Annotated in this window: 23 protein-coding genes; 22 read left to right on the forward strand and 1 reads right to left on the reverse strand. The window is 66.9% G+C overall.

Features of this window, described 5'->3' with window-relative positions:
• Window positions 1–429: hypothetical protein (locus ACGFRG_RS05735; protein ID WP_393261671.1), on the reverse strand; the 429-nt coding region annotated here is incomplete at its 3' end.
• A gap of 447 nt (window positions 430–876) precedes the next feature.
• On the opposite strand from ACGFRG_RS05735, the gene ACGFRG_RS05740 reads away from it, so the two are divergent.
• The 22 genes from ACGFRG_RS05740 to ACGFRG_RS05845 all read left to right on the forward strand — a co-directional run bounded on the left by ACGFRG_RS05740 (window position 877) and on the right by ACGFRG_RS05845 (window position 18,236).
• On the forward strand, window positions 877–1,236 hold the full coding sequence (locus ACGFRG_RS05740) for a hypothetical protein (protein ID WP_393261674.1): 360 nt from the start codon (window positions 877–879) through the stop codon (window positions 1,234–1,236).
• Between the two features lie 55 nt (window positions 1,237–1,291).
• Window positions 1,292–2,050, forward strand: a complete 759-nt coding sequence (locus ACGFRG_RS05745; protein WP_393261677.1) for an N-acetylmuramoyl-L-alanine amidase — start codon at window positions 1,292–1,294, stop codon at window positions 2,048–2,050.
• Between the two features lie 12 nt (window positions 2,051–2,062).
• Window positions 2,063–2,335: a hypothetical protein gene (locus ACGFRG_RS05750; protein ID WP_393261680.1), complete on the forward strand. Its 273-nt coding sequence runs from the start codon at window positions 2,063–2,065 to the stop codon at window positions 2,333–2,335.
• A gap of 258 nt (window positions 2,336–2,593) precedes the next feature.
• Window positions 2,594–3,247: a hypothetical protein gene (locus ACGFRG_RS05755; protein ID WP_393261683.1), complete on the forward strand. Its 654-nt coding sequence runs from the start codon at window positions 2,594–2,596 to the stop codon at window positions 3,245–3,247.
• Window positions 3,248–3,404: 157 nt separating this feature from the next.
• Window positions 3,405–3,746: a hypothetical protein gene (locus ACGFRG_RS05760; RefSeq protein ID WP_393261685.1), complete on the forward strand. Its 342-nt coding sequence runs from the start codon at window positions 3,405–3,407 to the stop codon at window positions 3,744–3,746.
• A gap of 40 nt (window positions 3,747–3,786) precedes the next feature.
• Complete coding sequence (locus tag ACGFRG_RS05765) at window positions 3,787–4,878, forward strand: AAA family ATPase (protein WP_393261688.1); 1,092 nt, start codon at window positions 3,787–3,789, stop codon at window positions 4,876–4,878.
• 69 nt (window positions 4,879–4,947) lie between these two features.
• Window positions 4,948–6,090 (forward strand): PD-(D/E)XK nuclease family protein, encoded by a 1,143-nt coding sequence (locus ACGFRG_RS05770; protein WP_393261690.1) that lies wholly within the window; start codon window positions 4,948–4,950, stop codon window positions 6,088–6,090.
• Between the two features lie 92 nt (window positions 6,091–6,182).
• The gene (locus tag ACGFRG_RS05775) at window positions 6,183–7,043 is read left to right on the forward strand and encodes a hypothetical protein (protein WP_393261692.1); all 861 of its coding nucleotides are present in this window, start codon (window positions 6,183–6,185) and stop codon (window positions 7,041–7,043) included.
• Between the two features lie 250 nt (window positions 7,044–7,293).
• Window positions 7,294–7,710, forward strand: a complete 417-nt coding sequence (locus ACGFRG_RS05780) for a hypothetical protein (RefSeq protein ID WP_393261695.1) — start codon at window positions 7,294–7,296, stop codon at window positions 7,708–7,710.
• Window positions 7,707–8,225: a hypothetical protein gene (locus ACGFRG_RS05785; RefSeq protein ID WP_393261697.1), complete on the forward strand. Its 519-nt coding sequence runs from the start codon at window positions 7,707–7,709 to the stop codon at window positions 8,223–8,225. Before ACGFRG_RS05780 ends, ACGFRG_RS05785 begins: the two co-directional genes overlap by 4 nt.
• An 833-nt stretch (window positions 8,226–9,058) precedes the next feature.
• The gene (locus ACGFRG_RS05790) at window positions 9,059–9,367 is read left to right on the forward strand and encodes a hypothetical protein (RefSeq protein WP_393261700.1); all 309 of its coding nucleotides are present in this window, start codon (window positions 9,059–9,061) and stop codon (window positions 9,365–9,367) included.
• Between the two features lie 185 nt (window positions 9,368–9,552).
• Entirely contained in the window at window positions 9,553–9,864 is a 312-nt protein-coding gene (locus ACGFRG_RS05795) for a hypothetical protein (RefSeq protein ID WP_393261703.1), read from the forward strand.
• 32 nt (window positions 9,865–9,896) lie between these two features.
• Window positions 9,897–10,328, forward strand: a complete 432-nt coding sequence (locus tag ACGFRG_RS05800) for a hypothetical protein (RefSeq protein ID WP_393261704.1) — start codon at window positions 9,897–9,899, stop codon at window positions 10,326–10,328.
• Window positions 10,325–10,528 carry a hypothetical protein gene (locus ACGFRG_RS05805; RefSeq protein WP_393261706.1) on the forward strand — a complete coding sequence of 68 codons (204 nt, stop codon included), beginning with the start codon at window positions 10,325–10,327 and terminating at the stop codon, window positions 10,526–10,528. The genes ACGFRG_RS05800 and ACGFRG_RS05805 overlap by 4 nt, the downstream gene beginning before the upstream one ends.
• Window positions 10,529–10,546: 18 nt before the next feature.
• Complete coding sequence (locus ACGFRG_RS05810; protein ID WP_393261707.1) at window positions 10,547–11,572, forward strand: DUF3560 domain-containing protein; 1,026 nt, start codon at window positions 10,547–10,549, stop codon at window positions 11,570–11,572.
• 664 nt (window positions 11,573–12,236) lie between these two features.
• On the forward strand, window positions 12,237–12,659 hold the full coding sequence (locus ACGFRG_RS05815) for a hypothetical protein (protein ID WP_393261708.1): 423 nt from the start codon (window positions 12,237–12,239) through the stop codon (window positions 12,657–12,659).
• 8 nt (window positions 12,660–12,667) lie between these two features.
• Window positions 12,668–13,216 carry a hypothetical protein gene (locus ACGFRG_RS05820; protein WP_393261711.1) on the forward strand — a complete coding sequence of 183 codons (549 nt, stop codon included), beginning with the start codon at window positions 12,668–12,670 and terminating at the stop codon, window positions 13,214–13,216.
• A gap of 352 nt (window positions 13,217–13,568) precedes the next feature.
• Window positions 13,569–14,441, forward strand: a complete 873-nt coding sequence (locus ACGFRG_RS05825) for an N-6 DNA methylase (RefSeq protein ID WP_393261714.1) — start codon at window positions 13,569–13,571, stop codon at window positions 14,439–14,441.
• Window positions 14,438–15,232: a phosphoadenosine phosphosulfate reductase gene (locus ACGFRG_RS05830; protein WP_393261716.1), complete on the forward strand. Its 795-nt coding sequence runs from the start codon at window positions 14,438–14,440 to the stop codon at window positions 15,230–15,232. Before ACGFRG_RS05825 ends, ACGFRG_RS05830 begins: the two co-directional genes overlap by 4 nt.
• 138 nt (window positions 15,233–15,370) lie before the next feature.
• Window positions 15,371–16,009, forward strand: a complete 639-nt coding sequence (locus ACGFRG_RS05835) for a hypothetical protein (protein WP_393261719.1) — start codon at window positions 15,371–15,373, stop codon at window positions 16,007–16,009.
• Window positions 16,010–16,070: 61 nt separating this feature from the next.
• Window positions 16,071–17,618, forward strand: coding sequence for a ParB/RepB/Spo0J family partition protein (locus ACGFRG_RS05840; protein WP_393261722.1), 1,548 nt, complete (start codon window positions 16,071–16,073; stop codon window positions 17,616–17,618).
• A 75-nt stretch (window positions 17,619–17,693) separates the two neighbouring features.
• On the forward strand, window positions 17,694–18,236 hold the full coding sequence (locus ACGFRG_RS05845; RefSeq protein ID WP_393261724.1) for a YgjP-like metallopeptidase domain-containing protein: 543 nt from the start codon (window positions 17,694–17,696) through the stop codon (window positions 18,234–18,236).
• Window positions 18,237–18,254: the final 18 nt, after the last annotated feature.

An 18,254-nucleotide genomic window follows, 5' to 3' on the forward strand; every position in this document is an offset into this window, starting at 1 on the left:
CTGGGACCAGGCACTGTTATTCGCCTCCCACAACACATACAGCACACCGTCATTACCCACAACGAACACGTCACGCTGGTCGTTGGCCTGCGTCCCGGTCGCCAGAGCGGCGCCGCGTGGGGCGAAGGCCGTCGGCGTCAGCTCAGCGCGATGGGCAGCAGACGGTGTGGTGTAGTCCCACCAGGTGACTTGGAGCCTGCCGTCGTTGTCGACAACGAACGCATCGACCTGGCGCTCGGACTGGAGGGTGCCCGCCACCCCGCCCCCGTCTGGGGCGATCCCTGTGTCACCGACCGGCAGTGCGGGCGTATACGAATCCGCTGAGCTGGCGCTGTCGAGGGCGTAGTTCGTGAAGAGCCCGCCGTTACTGCCCACCGTGACGACGAAGGCTGCACCCACGTCGCTGCTGCCGGAGGCCGTGACGGCCATCGGTCTCGCCCGGCCGGGTGCGGCTACGGCGGTGCTGCCCAGCCCTGCCACGCCGACGGTCAGGGCCACTCCGCCCGCAGCTGTGAGTACCGTACGCCGGGACAACGGCGGCCTGTTCATGAGCCCTCCCGTTCCTCTGGTGCTGCTTGAGACATCCGAGTTCGATGAGTGGTCTGCGCATGCAGTGCATGTCAACGATGCCGAGCGGGAGCTAGGGAGGGAAGGCGCCGGTCTGCTAAGCGGACCACCAAGGCATTCCTCGTCCGATAAACGACGGCGTATGGCGGGTTCAGTCCCGTCGTACCCGGCCGCCGACGCCGTTGCGGCCCCGAAGCGATCCGCCCCCGGGCGACGGCCATTACCCCCTCCTGCGTCGCACGATTCCCTCTTCCCGCCTTGGCACTCGTACGATCGGATGAGGTGCGGGGATCGCCGGGGAGTGATCACGTGTCTATACCGCCGGGCAGTGAGCCCACGCTGTGGGAGCTGCACCGGGCTGTCTCTCAACTTCGCGAGGATCTGCGCGGGGATCTTGCGCAACTTGCGGCCCGTCTCGACCAGGTGGTCACCCAAGACGTATACCGGGCAGACCAGCGGACGATCGAGCAGCGGATCGGGCAGGTCGAGACCGGGTTGGTCAGCCTGCGGGGCGAATGTGAGCAGATCACTGAGCGGGTTGAACAGCAGCGCCGAGAGGATCAGGCGCAGGTCGTCGCGACGCGGCGCCTGGTGCTCTCCTCGTTCGTGGCTCCGCTGCTGGTGATGGTCGTCCAGCTGTGGCTGGCCTCGCGCGGTACGGCACAGTGATCATTCGACGGGCTGAGTAAATATGTTTCGGGCGCGGGGAGTTAGAGAACCGATCTTGGCAACCCCTCTTACTGCAGACCAGCTGGTTGCGGCGCTACGAGCGGAAGGCGTGCGCGTCGTGGAGCGGCCTGGCTGGCGTACTCATAACCGGAATCACAAGGGCCCGTGGGGCCCGGTCAACGGCGTCATGATCCATCACACGGTGACGTCCGGCACGAGCAGCACCATCAGTATCTGCGAGAACGGCTATGAGGGCCTTCCTGGCCCGCTCTGCCATGGCGTGATCGCCAAGGACGGCACGGTCCACCTGATCGGCAACGGCCGGGCCAACCATGCGGGCAAGGGCGACGGCGACGTCCTCCAGGCGGTGATCGCCGAGCGTGCTCTTCCTTCGGCGAACGAGGCCGACACCGACGGCAACACCCACTTCTACGGCTGGGAGTGCGAAAACCTCGGCGACGGTCGCGACCCGTGGCCGGCCTCCCAACTCGACGCCATCGAGCGCGTCTCGGCGGCACTGTGCCGAGCCCACGGCTGGGGTGCAGCAAGTGTGATCGGCCACCTGGAGTGGCAGCCCGGGAAGGTCGATCCCAAGGGCTTCACGATGAACAGCATGCGCCAGCGCGTGGCGTCCCGGCTGCGCGGCAAGCCGGACCAGCCGAGCACGTCGGCGTACACAGTGCGCGCCGGAGACACGCTCTCGCAGATCGGCGAGCAGCTGGGCGTCAACTGGCAGGCCATCGCCCGCGCCAACGGCATCGACAAGCCGTACATCATCCACCCGGGTCAGACGCTGAAGATCCCCGCGAAGTAGAAGGGCCTCCCCGTGTCCGATGCCAATCAGAAGACCCTGCGGACCGTTCTCCAGACTGTGCTGGGTCTGGCTGCTGGTCTGCCGCTCATTGTCGATGCGGCTGGTGTCCCGCAGACGACCGCCGGCGTCACCGTCGTGCTTGCGGTCGCGGCTGCCGTGACGAGGGTGATGGCACTACCGGTCGTACAGAACCTTCTGCCGAACTGGCTGTACAGCACCGATCGCGTCGCCCATCCGACTATCGCCGTTGTGACCGATCGACCTGAGCAAACGCCGACTTCCTGAACAGAGCGGCTTGCCCAACTGGCGAACATCAGCAACAGCGCCTTCTGCCATTGCCCGGAGGCGCTGTTGCTGCGCTGTCTCGGATTGCGCGACGGCGCAGGCCCCGTAGGTCCGCTCGTTGGGTCAGACCGGTAGACATACGGTCTTCCGGCGCACCTCGACGACCCGAGGGGAAGAGCTGCGACGCGGCAGTCGGGAGAGGTCCGCGTAGCGACACACGGACCCACGCCTGCGCCGACTGTCTCCGAGAATCCGCAGGTGCGCCGCGAACTCAGCCACACCGAGTTCCATACGCGTATTCTACTATCCCGCGCACATAAAGAGGAGAAGGTCGTGGCCAAGCCGCTGGTGATGGGACGCAAGGAGATCGCGATGGTGTACAACATTGCACCCACGGCGGTGAGTGACCGCTGGGTTCCTCGCGGGACGATCTCCTACGAGGACGCGGTGATCGTCTCGGGCAAGCCGTTCTGGCCTGGAGGGCTCGTTGTCGACTTGGCGTTGCCGCCCGGCAGTCGCGGCCGACAGCTCGACGAAGAGGCGCTGGGCAAGCTGGAGAAGGCTCAAGGAGCTGGCGTGCGGCCGAAGGTGAAGGGCGAGCTGCCGCCGCTGGTCGGGGCTCAGGAGTACGCCAGCCTCTTCGGCGTCGACCAGGTCCACGTCGGGCAGCTGGTGAAGTCGAAGTCTGAGGCCCTTCCCGCATCGGACTATCACTTGTCCGGGTCGCACGTGTGGCTGCTCAGCACTGTGCTGGAGTCCGCGGACAAGACGATGTCGCTGACACGAAAGGGCTTGTGGCAGCTGGACCAATCTGTGGCCGAGGCGTTGTCCGAGGGCCGGTACGACGGCCCGGGCTCTTTCATCGCCAAGCGGGGTAACTACGGCACCGGCGCCATGTCAGCCGAGAAGTAGTCGGTCGGCCCGCGGAGCGGATCAGAGAGTGGAGCCGGAGGGTGAGGAGGTGGGCCCCCAACGAGAGGGATAGTAGAATATAAATAAGAGCCGGTTCGATTCGCTTTTACTTCATGCCACAAAATAGGCTGCAATAAATCACAGGAGGGGGAGACTCATGGTTCCGACCCAGCTTGAACTACCGATCGCACCTCTGCGGCACCCCGAGCCATCGTCGGGACGGCTCAGCATTCAGGAGCGTTTCGAGGCGTTCCACCAGCTCAACCCGTGGATTCTCGACAAGCTGGAGGTGCTGGCTGCCGACTTCGTCGACCGGGGCGGCCGGCGGGTTGGGATCGGAATGCTCTTCGAGGTGCTGCGCTGGCAGTACGGCATGGCAACACGCGGCGAGCCGTGGCGGCTCAACAACGACTTCAGGTCGAGGTACGTGCGCCGCCTGCTCGACCGGCGCCCCGAGTGGTGCTCCCTGTTCGAGACCAGGGGCCTTCGCGCACCTTGAAATAGGCCACTTCAAATAGTCCACCTTCTTGGAGATCTAGATGTCCACTCCCCCAGTCCCGAAGCTGCGGACGCGCAAGCCGACCGGCGTCATCCCATGGCCGGTCATCCTCCTGGAAGGAGAGGAGAAGGCCGGCAAGTCCCACACCGCCGCCTCGTTCACCGGCTCCGAGCTGACCGGCCAGGCGTACTGGCTGGAGCTTGGCGAGGACACCGCTGACGAGTACGCCAAGGTGCCGGGCGCCGACTATCTGCTGATCGAGCACAACGGCACCTACCGCGACATCCTCGGCCAGATCGAGGCGGTGCACGCCGAGGCGAAGCGGGCGGCCGCTGCGAAGGAGAAGCCGGTCGTCCTGGTCATCGACTCGGTGTCCATGCTGTGGCGGATGCTGGTGAACTGGACCAATGAGCGGGCCCGGCGCTCCAACAGTGGCCAGGCCAAGCTCCGCAAGGACCCGGACACCGAGGTCAAGCCGAGCATGAACCTGTGGAACGACGCCTACGAGCGGTGGGCACGGGTCATGTATCTGGTCCGTACGATGCCGGGAATTGTGGTCCTGCTGGCGCGGGGCAAGGAGATCGCGGCCGTTGACGGCAACGGTGATCCGATCCCGCGCACGAAGGACTGGCGGGTGGAGGGCCACAAGTCGCTGGCCTACGACGCGACGGTGTGGGTGCGGCTCCGCCGCGAGAACCACCCGCAGATCGTCGGCGCCAGGTCGCTGAACTTCGAGGTGCCGCGCGGCGAGCCGAAGCCGCTGCCGGACTTCACCATCGAGCGCCTGGTGTTCGGCCTAATGGGCTGCTCGATCCACAACCAGCCCAGAGCAACCCCGGAGCTGACGGGGGACTTGGCGCAGGCATGGATGCCGAAGGTGCAGGCCGCTGCCGCCCAGGGCGTCGAGGCCCTTCAGAAACTGTGGCTTTCGGTGGCGAAGGACCAGAGCCTGGCACGTGAAGAGGTGCTGGTGGTGCGCGCCGACATTGAGCGCAAGGCCGCTGACCTGGAGAACCCGAAGAAGCTGAGCGATCCCACGGGCGATGCGGCGCGGCTGCGGGCGGCCGCCGCACAGCAGGACGCGGACGCCGAAGGCTCCTTCGACGAGGTGCCCGGCGAACTCGCCTCCTGACCTTCTGCCGTTCCTTCCCTGCCGGGGCCCGTCGAGACGGGCGGGTCCGGCTCCTTCTTGGAGTGCATCATGACCGTCCAAACCATGCCCGCATCGCCGGTGTCGATCTGGGATGCGGCGCACGCCGTCGACGCCCGGCGGCCGAGATCCGTGCAGACACAGTTGGGCGCCTCGGACACGATCTGCGCCCGCAGAGCCGGGTACATCGTGGCGGGCGCCGAACGGACCAACGCGGGCGACAAGAGAGCCGCGATCCTCGGCACCTACATTCACCGGGGCCTGCTGGAGGATGCGCGCCGGGAGTACAACTGGCTGGTCGAGCGCACCGTCAGTGACGGCCTGGTGCGCGGGCACATCGATGCCGTGCATCTCGACGTGGCAACCGCTGCCCGCCTGCCGAAGCGCCACCGACCGCTCGTACCGGCGGAGGCGGTAACGGTGGAGGACATCAAGACCAAGTCGGCGCGAGTGTGGGACCGCGTGGTGCGGTACGGGCCGACGGCAGAAGAGATGCGTCAAGTCCTGCTCTATGCCCTGCTGTTGAAGACAGTCGGCTTCGCAGACATACCCGGCCAGCGGTATCTCCACCGGCTCGGTCCAGTCGAGGTCGCCCGCATCCGCTTCCGCTTCGTGTGCCGGGACACAGGCGAGGAGCACATCCAGGAGTTCGAGTTCGACGACTGGCTCGCCGCACAGGCACGCTGGTGGGTGGAGCGGGTCATGGAGGCCGTGTCACCGGAGGAGCTGTCCCGCGACCACGACGGCCCCGGACTCTCCGTTATCTGCGACAACTGCCCGTTCAGGGAGGCTTGCTGGCCTGGCGTCGCCCCTGGCCGACCGGCCCAGACCATCCTGGTCCACGACGACGCTGACCGGGCGAAGGCGCTTGAGGACTACGTCCGCGGACACGAGAAGCAAAGGGCGGGCCAGCGGATTAAGGACAAGGCCCGCAAGATGCTCGACCGTGCCCCGGAGGGCAACTACGGGGACAACCACCTCGGGTGGAGCGGTGGCAACGCCCGCGAGGAGGTAGACGTCATGACCATGGTCGAGATGTTCGACGATGCCGAACTGACGGTGCCCATGGTCCCGGACAAGGAAGCCATGGTCGCCATCCTGCGCCGCGCGGGCATGGTCGTACCCCGGCGCACGGCGTCCGGGCAGAAGACGCCCATCTCCATCAGCGTCACGAAGGCCCGCACGAACCTCTGACGGCCCGTTGGACGGCCTCGCACATCCAGTGCGGGGCACCGTTCCCCATTAATGATCTTCCGCACCTCTGCACTGCCCTGGAGTCGTTTCCCGTGACCATCCTGCGCCGCCATCTCAGCACCGGCTACACCGTGCTGCCGACGGCTGCCCTCGAAGACAACCGCCTCAGTTTCCGCTCGCGCGGCATCCTCGCCTACCTGCTGGCGAAGCCGGACACCTGGCGGGTGCGTGCGGAGACCATCGCCAAGGCGGGCAAGGAAGGGGTGGAGGCGGTGCGGACGGCACTGCGTGAGCTGAAGGATGCCGGCTACTACCGGGTGGTCAACGAGCGGCAGAGCGATGGCACGTTGTCGCGGATCACCGAGGTGTACGACCAGGCGCAGGAGTGGGCGGCTGAGGAGTACCGGCAGCTTGAGGAGCGGCGGCTGGCTCGCAGGCGTTCACGGCAGGCTGAACAGGCATCCACGCGCCAGGATGAAGCTGGAGCCGGGACCGAAACCGGGTTTTCGGGTGCCGGTTTTCCGGAGACCGGTTCGCCGGAGGACGGTTCTCCGGGGTTTATAGGTAGTAACCAGAGTCAGTACCCAGAGGAGAGGATCCCCCCAACCCCCGCAGCTGACGCCGCGAGGGAGCTGACCGCGCAAGACGAAGAGCAGCAGCCGGAGGCGGCCACGTTGGTGCGATGCCCTGCACACCCGGATGGTCCGGCCCGCTCGTGCAGGGGGTGCGGAACGAGCCCCAGGGAGCAGCGCAGGGCGCGGGAACGGGCAGAGAAGGAAAGGGTCAAGGCGGCGGAGCGGGCAGCGAGCGAGCGGGTGCTGAGTGAGGTCAGGCGCCAGCCCGGGATGGAGGGCCTGTCGGATGTGGCTCAGCGGCGCATCCGGGAGATGCGCGAGGCACGACGACGGAACGGATGTGGCGCGGGCGAGGGGAGCCTGCGGCCCGAGAAATAGGCCCCTTCTGATTTAATACTCTCGCCGGTCCAGAGGGGTGGCCGGTGATCCAACGGAGGCGAGCCAGCCCGCCCAGAAGTTCGGCACCACACGAGGAGTGCAGCGGGCGCCGCCGGAACGACGTACCCGCACAGCTACAACTGCCACCAAGCCGCTTCCCCGTGCTGCACGGACAGCGCCTCTGATTGCCAGACAGGCGCCCATCCGTCACAAAATAGGCCCCTGCAAAAATCTGCGAGATTGGAGATGCGTGATCACCACCGCCCAAGCCGTTGCGGCCATCCGTGCCGACTACAGCCCTCGCGAGTCAGCCGCGTCCGTCGTCTGCCAGGACCTGCTCGCCGCTCTGAAGGAGGCAGATTTGCCCGCCCGCATCGAGTCCCGCGGCGGCCTCACCGTCTGTGCCGTCACCCCTTCCGACGCCCGGATCGTGGTCGCCAGCGAGGAGAGCCTTCCCGAGCGCCGCGAGGTACTTCAGAGCTGGCATGTGGCTCACGTACCGGAGGACGAGCCGGGTGCCGCCTGGCGCTGCACCGTGTACGACAGCAAGGCCGACGCCTCGCGAATCCGCGCCGATCGGGATGACCTCGCGATCGCGTCGCTCATCGCGGCGGTCCGCGCACACCTGGATGCCTGCCCTCGGAGCGTTTCGGGGGCGGTCAAGTGAATCTGACCGCTGACGATGTGCAGATGGCCGTGCGGGACTTCTTCTCCCCGGAGATGCTGCTCGACTTCATTGACTTGCCCAGCCGGGCGGCTCGGATCGCGTGGGGCCGCGAGCAGTTCGCCGAGCGCAGCAGGCCCACAGCCCGGCGGCTTCCCGGGGAGCCGGATTCCGGGTCCCAAGCGACTTTGCGACCGGAGTCCGAAGGCGGCTTCCGGTACATCCTCGACACTCCCTCGGGCCGCCGCGACGGGAAGGTGACCTGGTGCGGGGCACTGCTGCTTATCTCGGAGCGCCTGAATCCGGTCCGGTACGGCGTCCTTCGCCTGGCCGTCGATGACGAGCGCCGGCATCAGAGGCAGTACATGCCCTGTCCGATGCCGTACCGGACCCCCGAGGTGTGGAACGAGCTCTTCTACCAGCAATGGTCCACGAGGGCTGCCGAGTTGGCGTTGCGCTCCGCCGGCGCCAAGGACGCCGTCCTTCCAGCCGCCGTCGCCCATCCCGCGCTGTTTTGACTCGCCGCATCATCGAGGACCTGTAGCTGTGATCACTGACACCAAGTCCGCTTCTTGGATCGCCGACGCGCCGTGCGCGGGACAGAGCGGCTATGTTCCCGAGACGGATCTCGTCCGGGATTCCAAGCGGCTTCGAGACCAGTGCGCTCCCCTGGCCCAGGCGTGCGTCGACACGTGCCCGTTCGTCCAGGACTGCCATCAGTACGTGCGGCCCGCGTCGTCACGGTTCGACGGAGTGTGTGCGGGGCGGCTCTGGGTGGATGGAGAGCCCGTTTTCACGGCGCAGGGTGCCCCTGTCCTGCGAAAGCTGGTGTCGCGGGCGGGAACGTGCGGGACGAGCAGCGGGGTGAAGGGGCACATCCGGCAGGGCGAGCCGCTGTGCGCACCCTGCCGGGCGACGGCCGATCGTGCGGCTATCCGCCACGCAGGCGCCGCGAGCATTCGCACGCGGCAGCGCCGCAGGGCCATTGAGCTGGCCGCCGTCTGATGCCGCCCGGGCCGCGCGGTGAGCATGTTGACTCTCCCAGTTGAGATAGTAGAATTTAGATACAAGGAAGAGAAGCCCCCTTACCTCGCACGAAAGTTCAGGAATGCAGCGAACAACAGACACGCCCCCAAGAAGGCGCCACATGAAGATGTCCCACTTCGCCCAAGCAACCCCCGGCGCCGAGCGGACCAAGACCGCACCGGCTGAAATCCATCCGGCAGGACCAGGCGCTCGGCGCGGGAAGCGCAACCCTCGCGCCATAACCACGAACCGACCCCGCCTGCAGATCCGTTGAACAATCAGGGCGGATCGCATCACACAACCACCCCCTCACCGAAGGAGCGCCATGGGAGCCCAGATCTTCTACGCCACCGCCACCGGCCAGGACATACTGCAGGCATTCGAGGAGGCGCGGGGTCGCGCCAGGAGGATGCACGGGTCCGGCGGATACAGCGGCACGATCACAGAGAAGGACTCCGTCACGCTCTTCAAGGAAGTCGGCCTGACGGAGGATGCGGCAATGGCCCGGGCGGACGAGCTACTGCTTGCCGATGACCCGCATATATCCGACAAGTGGGGCCCTGCTGGAGTGCTGCCGTACACGGCAGCCGACGGCACCGCGAGCTGGCTGTTCTTCGGTTGGGCATCCAGCTGATCCAGTACGCGGCTCCACACCGGGCCACTGCATGACCCCCATCAAGTACGCACTCGCGACCCCACTGAACACATCCGGCCGCAAGATCCGTATCCAGCCGCACCCCCTCCAGATGGATAGTAGAAAATAGAAATTGGAGGAGGTTGCGCACACGCACACCGCCCACCGAAGGAACCTCCTCCGTGATGAAGCACATCCCCCTGCTGGCGGTCGCCGAGGTCATCGGCAGCCTCGACCTGACGGGTGAACAAACGCGGCGCGCCGCCACGTGTACGGAGCTCGTCGTCCAGCGCGCCTGGAGCCGCCGACCAGCAAGCCAGAGGCGGGAGAGCTTCACCGAGTTCGCCGCCGCCGTTCCAGCACGCAATTGGCGAGTGATGTTCGAGGTCTGCGCGCTGCTCCAGCTAGGCCGCCACCACGACGCGCTGGCCGCCATCTCCCGAGCCCACCAGGCGCACAGCCACAACGAACCAGCCACCCCCAACACCAGCCGGTGACCAACCAGTCATCCAACACGAACAGGAACCCCGTGTACGTCAACATCACCGAGATCATCCGCGCGCTCACCACAACATCCCAGCTGCTGGCTCTGACGCCGGACCGCAACGCGCTCCGCGCCTTCGCTACAGACCCCACCCTCAACAGCAGTTGGGAGCGCACGGCGCCGGAGGTGCGCACCGTGGTCCTTCTCGCGGCAGCCTGGCAGGCGAGGCAGGCAGACCGCACGCCCATCTCCCGCGGCGGGGATTTGGAACAGCACTACGCCGTCGAGCTCGCCAAGGCCGCCCATGAGTGGGCCGACCAGTACGGCTCCGATGACGCGGCGTTCACTGCCTTCATCAACACACCAGCAGCCGGACGGCTCCTGGCCTCCTCGCTCGCCTTCGACCGGGACGACACCCCCCTCTCCTTGCTCGTCGTTCTGACGCTCACTGCCCGCTTCCCCAAGCACCGGCCGTGAACGTCGGCAAGCACGTGAACATCCGCCACGGCGACGGCGCACCCCTGCGTGACCGTGACGGCCGGGCAATCACCTTCCGCATCAGCGCCGTCGACGACTTGGGCCGGGCAGGCACCTGGTACCTGCTCGATGCCGAGACACCACCGCTCCAAGAGCTGTTCGGCGGCTGGCGCCCCGCACTCGACACCATCCGAACCTGAGCACCACAAGGAATCACCATGACGATAGAGATCACGCACTCGCGCCGCGAAGGCACACTGATTGGCGGCACCACCCGGGGCGATGGGTCGGCCGAGGTACTCAAGCTCCGCCACTACGAGTCGGGTTACAGCCAGCCCGCCCGCTGGTCGCGCAACCTCGGCTGCTGGTACCTGCCGCACAGCCGCGACAAGCGCGCCTCCAAGAACATGCTCGAAGCCCTCGCCCAGCGACTGCGCGCTGCGGGGCTCACCGTGACGGTGAGCGTCAACGACGACGACCGACGCACCTTCCAGGAAGCCGAACGCGAGCGGACTGAGCGCGCCGAGGCCCGAGCAGAGCGGTTCTCCGGCTACGCAGACGGTGCGGCCAGCAAGTCACAAGCCCTGTACGACAGGGCACACGCCCAGGCATCACACATCCCCGTCGGCCAGCCCGTCCTCATCGGCCACCACAGCGAGCGCGGCGACCGGCGACGGCGTGAGCGGATCCACGACACCTTCGGCAAGAGCATCGAGGAGAACAAGCGCGCCTCGTACTGGTCCAGCCGCGAGCAGACCGCTGCCCGCTATGAGGAGTTCCGCAACAATCCTCCGCGCACCCTGCGCCGCATCGAGAAGCTGGAGGCGCAGCTGCGGCGGGTGGAGAAGTGGCAGAAGGGCGAGTCGGCCGGGGGCTTCACCGAGAACATCGGCAATCCCGAGGTGGTCGAAGAACTCCGGCTCCAGCACCTGGACCTGGACCTGACCGAGGAGATCAAGCACTGGCGCGAGGTCATCGCACAGGCCGAGGCAGACGGCTTCAAGGTGTGGGGCAAGGCGGACTTCACCAAGGGCGACTTCGTGAAGGTGCGGGGGCGCTGGTACGAGGTGATGCGCGTCAACGCGAAGACGCTGACCGTGCCGTGGACGCTCGACCCTCACAATCGCGTGGTCACGCAGGACAACCGTGTCGACCGCCTGGGGACGCGCACCGTCCCCTACGACGAGGTCAGCGCCCGCAAGTCGGCCCAGGAAATCGCCGCGCTGCGCTCAGCGGCTTCCTGACCTGGTCCATCCCAGTCCCAGATGAAGGACAGTCCATGACAACAGTCCTCAGCCTCCCCGAGAACGCCGACACAGAGACGGGCAGCATCGGCCGTGAATTCCTGGCGGGTCTTCCCGCTACCCGCCGCAACCTGCTCGGCGCGATCCGGGCAGTCGACGGATCGCCGAGTTCGCCTTCGAGCCGTACGGGGGCTTTCCCGGCAGCGACGAACACTGGCGGGTCCGCTGCCGCCTGTGCGGCTGGATCGGCCTGCGCTTCCACTCCCACCTGCGGCGTTATCGCCCCGCCATGAGACATCCGGGCTGCGTTGCCGCCGATCAGCGCCGGGGGCTGCTCGCCGATGCCGTCGAGGTGTGCCCGTGCGAGAGGAGCCACGCCGTGACGGCAGAGGAGATCACGGCCGACCTTGAGGCGCTGGCACCCGTTCTCGACCATGGCGGTGGCGAAGTCCCGGCTGCTACGAAGGCGGATACTTTCGCCCGCCGGGAGGCGTTACTGACCCGACTGATCGGTCGCTGCCCGGCGGAAATCGCCCGGGGAACATTCGTGAATCGCAGATACCCCCACCCCTATAGATAGTAGAATTTAGAGACAAGGGGGTGGGTGGTCGCGCCGGACGCCCGGCGCAACGACCCACCCCTCACTCACACCCGAGGAGCGAATATGCCGCCGCACGAGCTGCACGCCCGCATTCACCCAGCCGCCACCCCAGCCCCTGATCTCATACTCGCCACCCTCGACGAGGCGCTGCGGCCCATCCGCCGACGCTGCACCTACGACGACGGATGCGCCGACGCCCGCGCTGCCGCACGCCAGGCCATCGCACCGCTCCACCTGGAAGGAGGAGGGCGCCACGACCTAGAAGCCATCAAGCGCACCCTGCTGCCCTGGGCCAGCCAGGGGGCCGAAGGGGACACCGCCTACGGTCGCGGACAACGCGACACCCTCAGCGAGATCAGGCAAGTCCTCGACGGCCAGCCCGACCTCCTGCGCACACTCCTCGCCATCGCCCACCAGCGCACCATGCGGCACTTCCAGGAAGCCGTCCTGCACTTCCTTGACCAGTTCGCGAAGGGGCCCCAATGAGACGCCTCATGGAATTCCCACGCCTCGGCCTGTGGGCGGTCGAGCTTCATCTTCCCGAACACGGAGACGAACTGTGGACCTATCTCATCTCGGGCCGCATCGCGGCCACCGAGGACCACGCCAGGACAGTCGCCCTGAGACGGCACAAGGCAAGGGAACTGGCAGCGGCGAAGGTATCCAAGGTGACCTTGCGGCCAGCACTGCGGTCGCGCGAGCGGGCTGTCGCCTGGGCCGCTCTGCACGCCTGCGGAGCAGTGCGAATGGGCGCCGGGTGGACCACCCCGGACGGCGCCATCCCGCCAGTGGATGACGATGACTGGTGGGCGCGGTACGAGTCGATGTACACGCGGTACCGAGCGGGGCTGGTCGGATTCGGAGACCACCTCAGCGACATCCTGGAGCAAGTCGCCGGCACGGCACACGCCATCGAACTCGCCCCCTACACCGACAAGTTCGGTCGCGTCGACTGGGACGCGGTACGCACCGACATATGGGAGGGCGGCCTCGCCACCGTCCGCCAGACGCCCTACGGGACCGTGCTGATCAACCACGGATGAGGTCGCGTGGCGCCGGAAGTTCCGAGTTGCCCCCAAGACAATAGATAGTAGAATTTAGTTACGAGCTGGAGAGGTCCAGCTCCTCGGCCCGCCCCGCCTCACCGCGGGGCGGGCCGCCGCATTCCAACGTCCCCTCAACCAAGGAGTTCCCGTGCCCCATCAGCTGGATCTGTTCGCCGCACTCACCCACGAGACACCAGAGCCTCTCGCCAGCCTCAAGGAAGTCGTCGGGCCCCGCAGAGCGACGGCTTCGGCGCCCACTCCCCCCTCCGCCGCACCCACGCCGGCCACCACACACGAGCACCCCCGCACCATCGAGCGAAGCGACGGGAGAAACCAGCATCAGCACGCGTTGGCGATCGCCGAGGCCGTCACAAAGGTCTGGCACACCGGACACGGCGGCAACCACAGCGAAGTCCCTCTGGGCCTCGTGGCCGCTCTCGCCCTCATCCGCCAGAAGGACAGCGACGGCCCCGACCTGCGCACCCAGATCCTTCACCAAAGCCCGGCGGACCTGGTTCAGATGTACCGGGAGATCTGGTCGGCACACTGGCTGCAGCGGCCCGACCTGATCGACCGGGCCCGCATCCTGCACGAGTGGCTGAACGACGACGAAGTTGATGAGCACCGCTCCCACCTCGTCAGGGAGGTCACCAAGGCCGCGCTGAACGGTGGGCTCTTCGAGCTGACCGGCCACCACGACCCGTTCGTACGCTCCCAGACCGATGTCCTGTCCCCGGTTATGATGCTGCTGCGCTCGCACGGCGCCCGGCAGGGGCTCGGCGAGTACCACACCCCCGACCCGGTGGCCGAGGCCATGAGTCACGTGGTCGTCGTGGCTGCGGTCGAAGACCAGTTCAAAACACTCAAGGGTGGCGAGCATATTCATGACCCCGCGGCCGGGAGCGGGGGCCTGCTCAGGGCAGCCGCGCAGAGGATACGCGAGTTCGGCATCAACCCGGCGAACCACCAGTGGTCCATGGTCGACATTGACGAGATGGCCGCAGCGTGCGCTGCCGTCAATGCGATCGTGTGGGGGCTCGGCTACCGGGTGACGGTGGCCTGCGACGACTCGCTGGCGAACCCGAACGCCGTTGAGGATGCCATGCGGCACGCACGAGAGGTGATCAAGCACCGGGACCGCATGTGGGAGGTCGCACACATGGCCTCCGCCGTCGGCCGAGCCCACCAGTTGATGGGGTTCGCGACGAAGGCGGCGGCGTGAAGGCCGTGAGCTTTGGCGGAGGGGTTCAGAGCGTGGGGCTGCTGGTTCTCGCAGCCCGTCGCGTCATCCCGTACCGCACCTTCTTGTTCGCCAACGTGGGCGACGACAGCGAGGACCCCGCCACGCTGGACTATGTGCGCGACGTCGCCCAGCCCTACGCGGCCAAGCACGGCATCCAGCTGCACACCCTGGATCGCACCACGCGCGCAGGTGAAACCGAGACGCTGTGGGGCCGGATGATGCGTCAAGGGTCACGAGCCCTGCCCATCCCGGTACGCATGTCGAACGGCGCCCCGGGGACCCGTGGTTGCACCCGCGATTTCAAGATCCAGGTCATCGGCAGACACCTTCGCAGGCACGGCGCGAGTGCGGCCAGCCCGGCGACGGTCGCCGTCGGCATCTCCCTGGACGAGGTCAGCCGCGCGGCGAACCGGCGGACCGAGCCGTACGAGCGGGTGACCTATCCCCTCCTGGACCTCGGGATGCGGCGCACGGACTGCCAGAAGGTGATCGCGGACGAGGGCCTGCCGATGCCGGGCAAGTCGGCGTGCTGGTTCTGCCCGCTGAAGCCTCTGTCCGCATGGCGAGAAATGCGCCGCGACCGCCCGCACCTGTTCTTGCGCGCGTGCAGCCTTGAGGAAGCCCTCAACGAGACGCGGATATGGGCAGGGAAGGGGAACGATCCAGTGTTCCTTACCCGTACCGGCCGCCCCCTGGCCGAGGCGGTACGAAAGGCCCAGGACGAGCTGCCGTTTGACGTGGGCTGCGATTCCGGCTGGTGCATGACCTAACCCCGGACTACCCCACCCTATCTGCGCTGATCACCTCGTTAAGATAGTAGAATTTAGATATTACTTAGAGGTTCTTCACCACCCCCTGAGAGCCACACCAACCGCCTAGCACCGTCCACCCGCCTCTTGGAGAGAAACGTGACCACCGACACCGCCACCAAGCTGTCCCTCATCGACCTGCTCCTCCTGGCCGACCCCATCGCACACCACCTCGGCGACGGCTGGACCAGATGCGACGAGGAAGCCGACTCCAAGACCCTCCGCTTCACCCACCACGACGGCCGCCACATCGGCTTCCGCTATCAGTTCGGCGGCCTGAGCGCCCAGACCTTCGCCGCCGACCCCAATCAGGCGACCGGCGGCTACAACGCAGCTGTCACTTTCGCCGGCAGTACCGGCTCCCCCCTCGAACAGATCATGACCACCCTCGAAACCCGCCTCATCCCCGGCGCGTTCCACGCCACCCGGCCCCAACTCCGTGCCGACGGCACACCTCACCCGCCCGCCGCCGAGGCCGACACCGCCACCAGCGCGCCCAAGGAACGCCCGTCCACCGTCGAGAAGCCTCCCACCCCGGCCGCCACCGCGGCCCAGCCGGAGCCGGGGCGGACCAAGTCGAAGCCCACCGCAGCCCGTCGGGCGGCAAAGAAGCCGACGGCAGCCAAGCCCAAGCCCGCCTCGACAAAGGCGGCAGCCAAGCGCCCCACCCGGAAGGCCTCCTCCTCTGCCCGTGTGGCCAGCGCCACCACACAGCCCAAGGCGCCAGCCTCCGCCTGACCATCCGAACCTGACGGTGGGGCAGCCCCGCTGCCCCACCCATAACCCGAAGGAGACCCACATGGCCACGGCCGTCACGGACCCGCCCACCGCAACCGCCAAGCCCGCGTTCACCGGAGAGTTCACTTGGGTCGACCCGTACACCCTCGTCGTCGACCCGTTCAACCACCGCCACCACCACGACAACGAGGAAGACACCACCGAACCCGATGCCGAACTCATCGCCTCTGTCGAGGAGACCGGCGTGCAGAGCCCCATCCTGCTGCGCCCGCAGCCTTCCGGCGCCCCCGGCAACGAAGTCCTCGGCATCATCTACGGACAGCGCCGCCACAAGGCCGCGTTGATCGCCGCCGACAAAGCCAAGGCGGAGGGCCGCCCCTACTTCCTCTTACCGGCCCTCGTACGACGTGATCTCACCAACGTCGACGACGAAGCCCTGGCCCTGTCAGTCCTGGAGAACAAGCAGCGCACCGACCCGCACATCCGCGACTACATCGAGGCCGCACGCCAGCTCTCGCTGATGGATGCGCCGCCGGCCGCCAAGGAACGGCACGCCCGGATCACCGGACTCACCCGCGACGAGATGAAGGCCGCCGAGACAGCAACAAAGCTCAGCCCGGAGAGCCTGGCCGACGCCATCGCAGCCGACTTCGATCTGCTGGAACTGGCCGACTACCAGGAGGTTGAACAAGTCCCGGGGGCGCGCACCCGGCTGAGGCAGGCGAAGCGCGAGGACCAGAGCGACGGCAACGGCAGGCGGGGCCACTGGGCGCAGGCACTCAGCAAGCTGCGCCAGCACAAAGAGGAGATGGCCAAGCGCGTCGCCCTCATCGCCGACCTCGTCTCCGCCGACATCACCATGGTCGACTGGCACCCCACGTGGCGCGACACCAAGCTGCACCCCCTGGAGGACCTGCTCGACCAGCACCGCAAGAAGATCACTCCCACCACACATGCCGAATGCCCCGGGCACGCAGCGTCCATCGACCCCTCCGAGCCCGAGGTCACCTGGCTGTGCGCCGACTGGGCAAAGCACGGCCACACCCTCACCAAGGCCGCCGCACGGGACACCCCGACACAGCAGGCCGAGGAAGAGAGGGCCAAGCGTCGAGAGGTCATTGCGAACAACAAGGCATGGCGGGCAGCACGGCAGGTACGCCACGACTTCATCACCAACCTGTGCGATGCCCCCGGCGACGCCCCGGATGCCATATGGAAGTTCACGCTCTCCACGATCCTGGGAACCCTCGACACGTACAGCTCGCACATCTCGCGGCACCGCACGGATCTGATGGCCCAGTTCCTCAAGATTGCGGACCCGAACGAGGGCCAAGCCTGGTACAGCCGCGTTGACGCCCCCTTCGGCACCCTCATCTCCCGCACCGGCAAGACCCGGCGCTGGCGCCCACTGTTCGCGCAAGTTGCGGCCGCCTACGAACACGAAGCGATGAGCGACCGGGCCTGGCGAGATGACATCCGCATCAACACCGTCACCTGGCTGGCCTTCCTCAAGGAACGCGGCTACGTCCTCAGCGACCTCGAAGGCGAAGTGCTCGTCAACGGGCTCAAGCAGCACAAGGGCCGCACCCCGCGCCCCCGCCACAGCTGACCCTCCCGGGGCGGCAGCCAGGAAGCTGCCGCCCCGGCCCCCATACACCCCAACACCCCCTTCCAAGGAGACCAAGTGACACAGTCCGCCCGGCGCGTGATCAAGGTGGGCATGACGGACGTCACAGTCCGCATCAGCAACCGCACCACACTCGAAGTAGCAGTCACCTCCAACGGCACCGTCGTCGTACGAGGCCCCCAAGCGACAACCAACGAAGAGGCGGCAGCACTCGTCCGGCGACGCCGCACCTGGATCTACCAACAGCTCGCCAAGATCGCTGAGCGCGCCCCAGAAAACCCCATAAAGACCCTCATGGAAGGAGAGACCTTCACCCTCCACGGCCGCCCCACACGACTACACATATCCCACGAAAGCGACATGGTCGCCTCCGCCAGCGAGGGCACTCTCACCCTCGGACACAACACGGCCAGAAACTTACCGATAGCGCGACAAACGCTCATCAACCTTTACAGCAGCGCCACACGAGAATGGCTCAAAAATAACTACACGCAAATCACGCAGATCGCTAACAAAGCCAACCTAACGGCCAGATCCTCCACACGGCTCCGCAAGCACTGGACCACCTACCACCCCCGCAACGGCCTCACCGTGCACTGAGCCGCCAGCCAGCTCCCG

Origin of the sequence: Streptomyces sp. NPDC048696, from assembly GCF_043198895.1 — a bacterium.
Classification (GTDB): Bacteria; Actinomycetota; Actinomycetes; order Streptomycetales; family Streptomycetaceae; genus Streptomyces.

What these genes read in the sequence shown, in the direction of transcription:
- ACGFRG_RS05810 (WP_393261707.1), top strand. Translation starts at nt 10,547, where the DNA reads ATGACGATAGAGATCACGCACTCGCGCCGCGAAGGCACACTGATTGGC.
- ACGFRG_RS05840 (WP_393261722.1), top strand. Translation starts at nt 16,071, where the DNA reads ATGGCCACGGCCGTCACGGACCCGCCCACCGCAACCGCCAAGCCCGCG.
- ACGFRG_RS05815 (WP_393261708.1), top strand. Translation starts at nt 12,237, where the DNA reads ATGCCGCCGCACGAGCTGCACGCCCGCATTCACCCAGCCGCCACCCCA.
- ACGFRG_RS05760 (WP_393261685.1), top strand. Translation starts at nt 3,405, where the DNA reads ATGGTTCCGACCCAGCTTGAACTACCGATCGCACCTCTGCGGCACCCC.
- ACGFRG_RS05795 (WP_393261703.1), top strand. Translation starts at nt 9,553, where the DNA reads ATGAAGCACATCCCCCTGCTGGCGGTCGCCGAGGTCATCGGCAGCCTC.
- ACGFRG_RS05820 (WP_393261711.1), top strand. Translation starts at nt 12,668, where the DNA reads ATGGAATTCCCACGCCTCGGCCTGTGGGCGGTCGAGCTTCATCTTCCC.
- ACGFRG_RS05765 (WP_393261688.1), top strand. Translation starts at nt 3,787, where the DNA reads ATGTCCACTCCCCCAGTCCCGAAGCTGCGGACGCGCAAGCCGACCGGC.
- ACGFRG_RS05770 (WP_393261690.1), top strand. Translation starts at nt 4,948, where the DNA reads ATGACCGTCCAAACCATGCCCGCATCGCCGGTGTCGATCTGGGATGCG.
- ACGFRG_RS05790 (WP_393261700.1), top strand. Translation starts at nt 9,059, where the DNA reads ATGGGAGCCCAGATCTTCTACGCCACCGCCACCGGCCAGGACATACTG.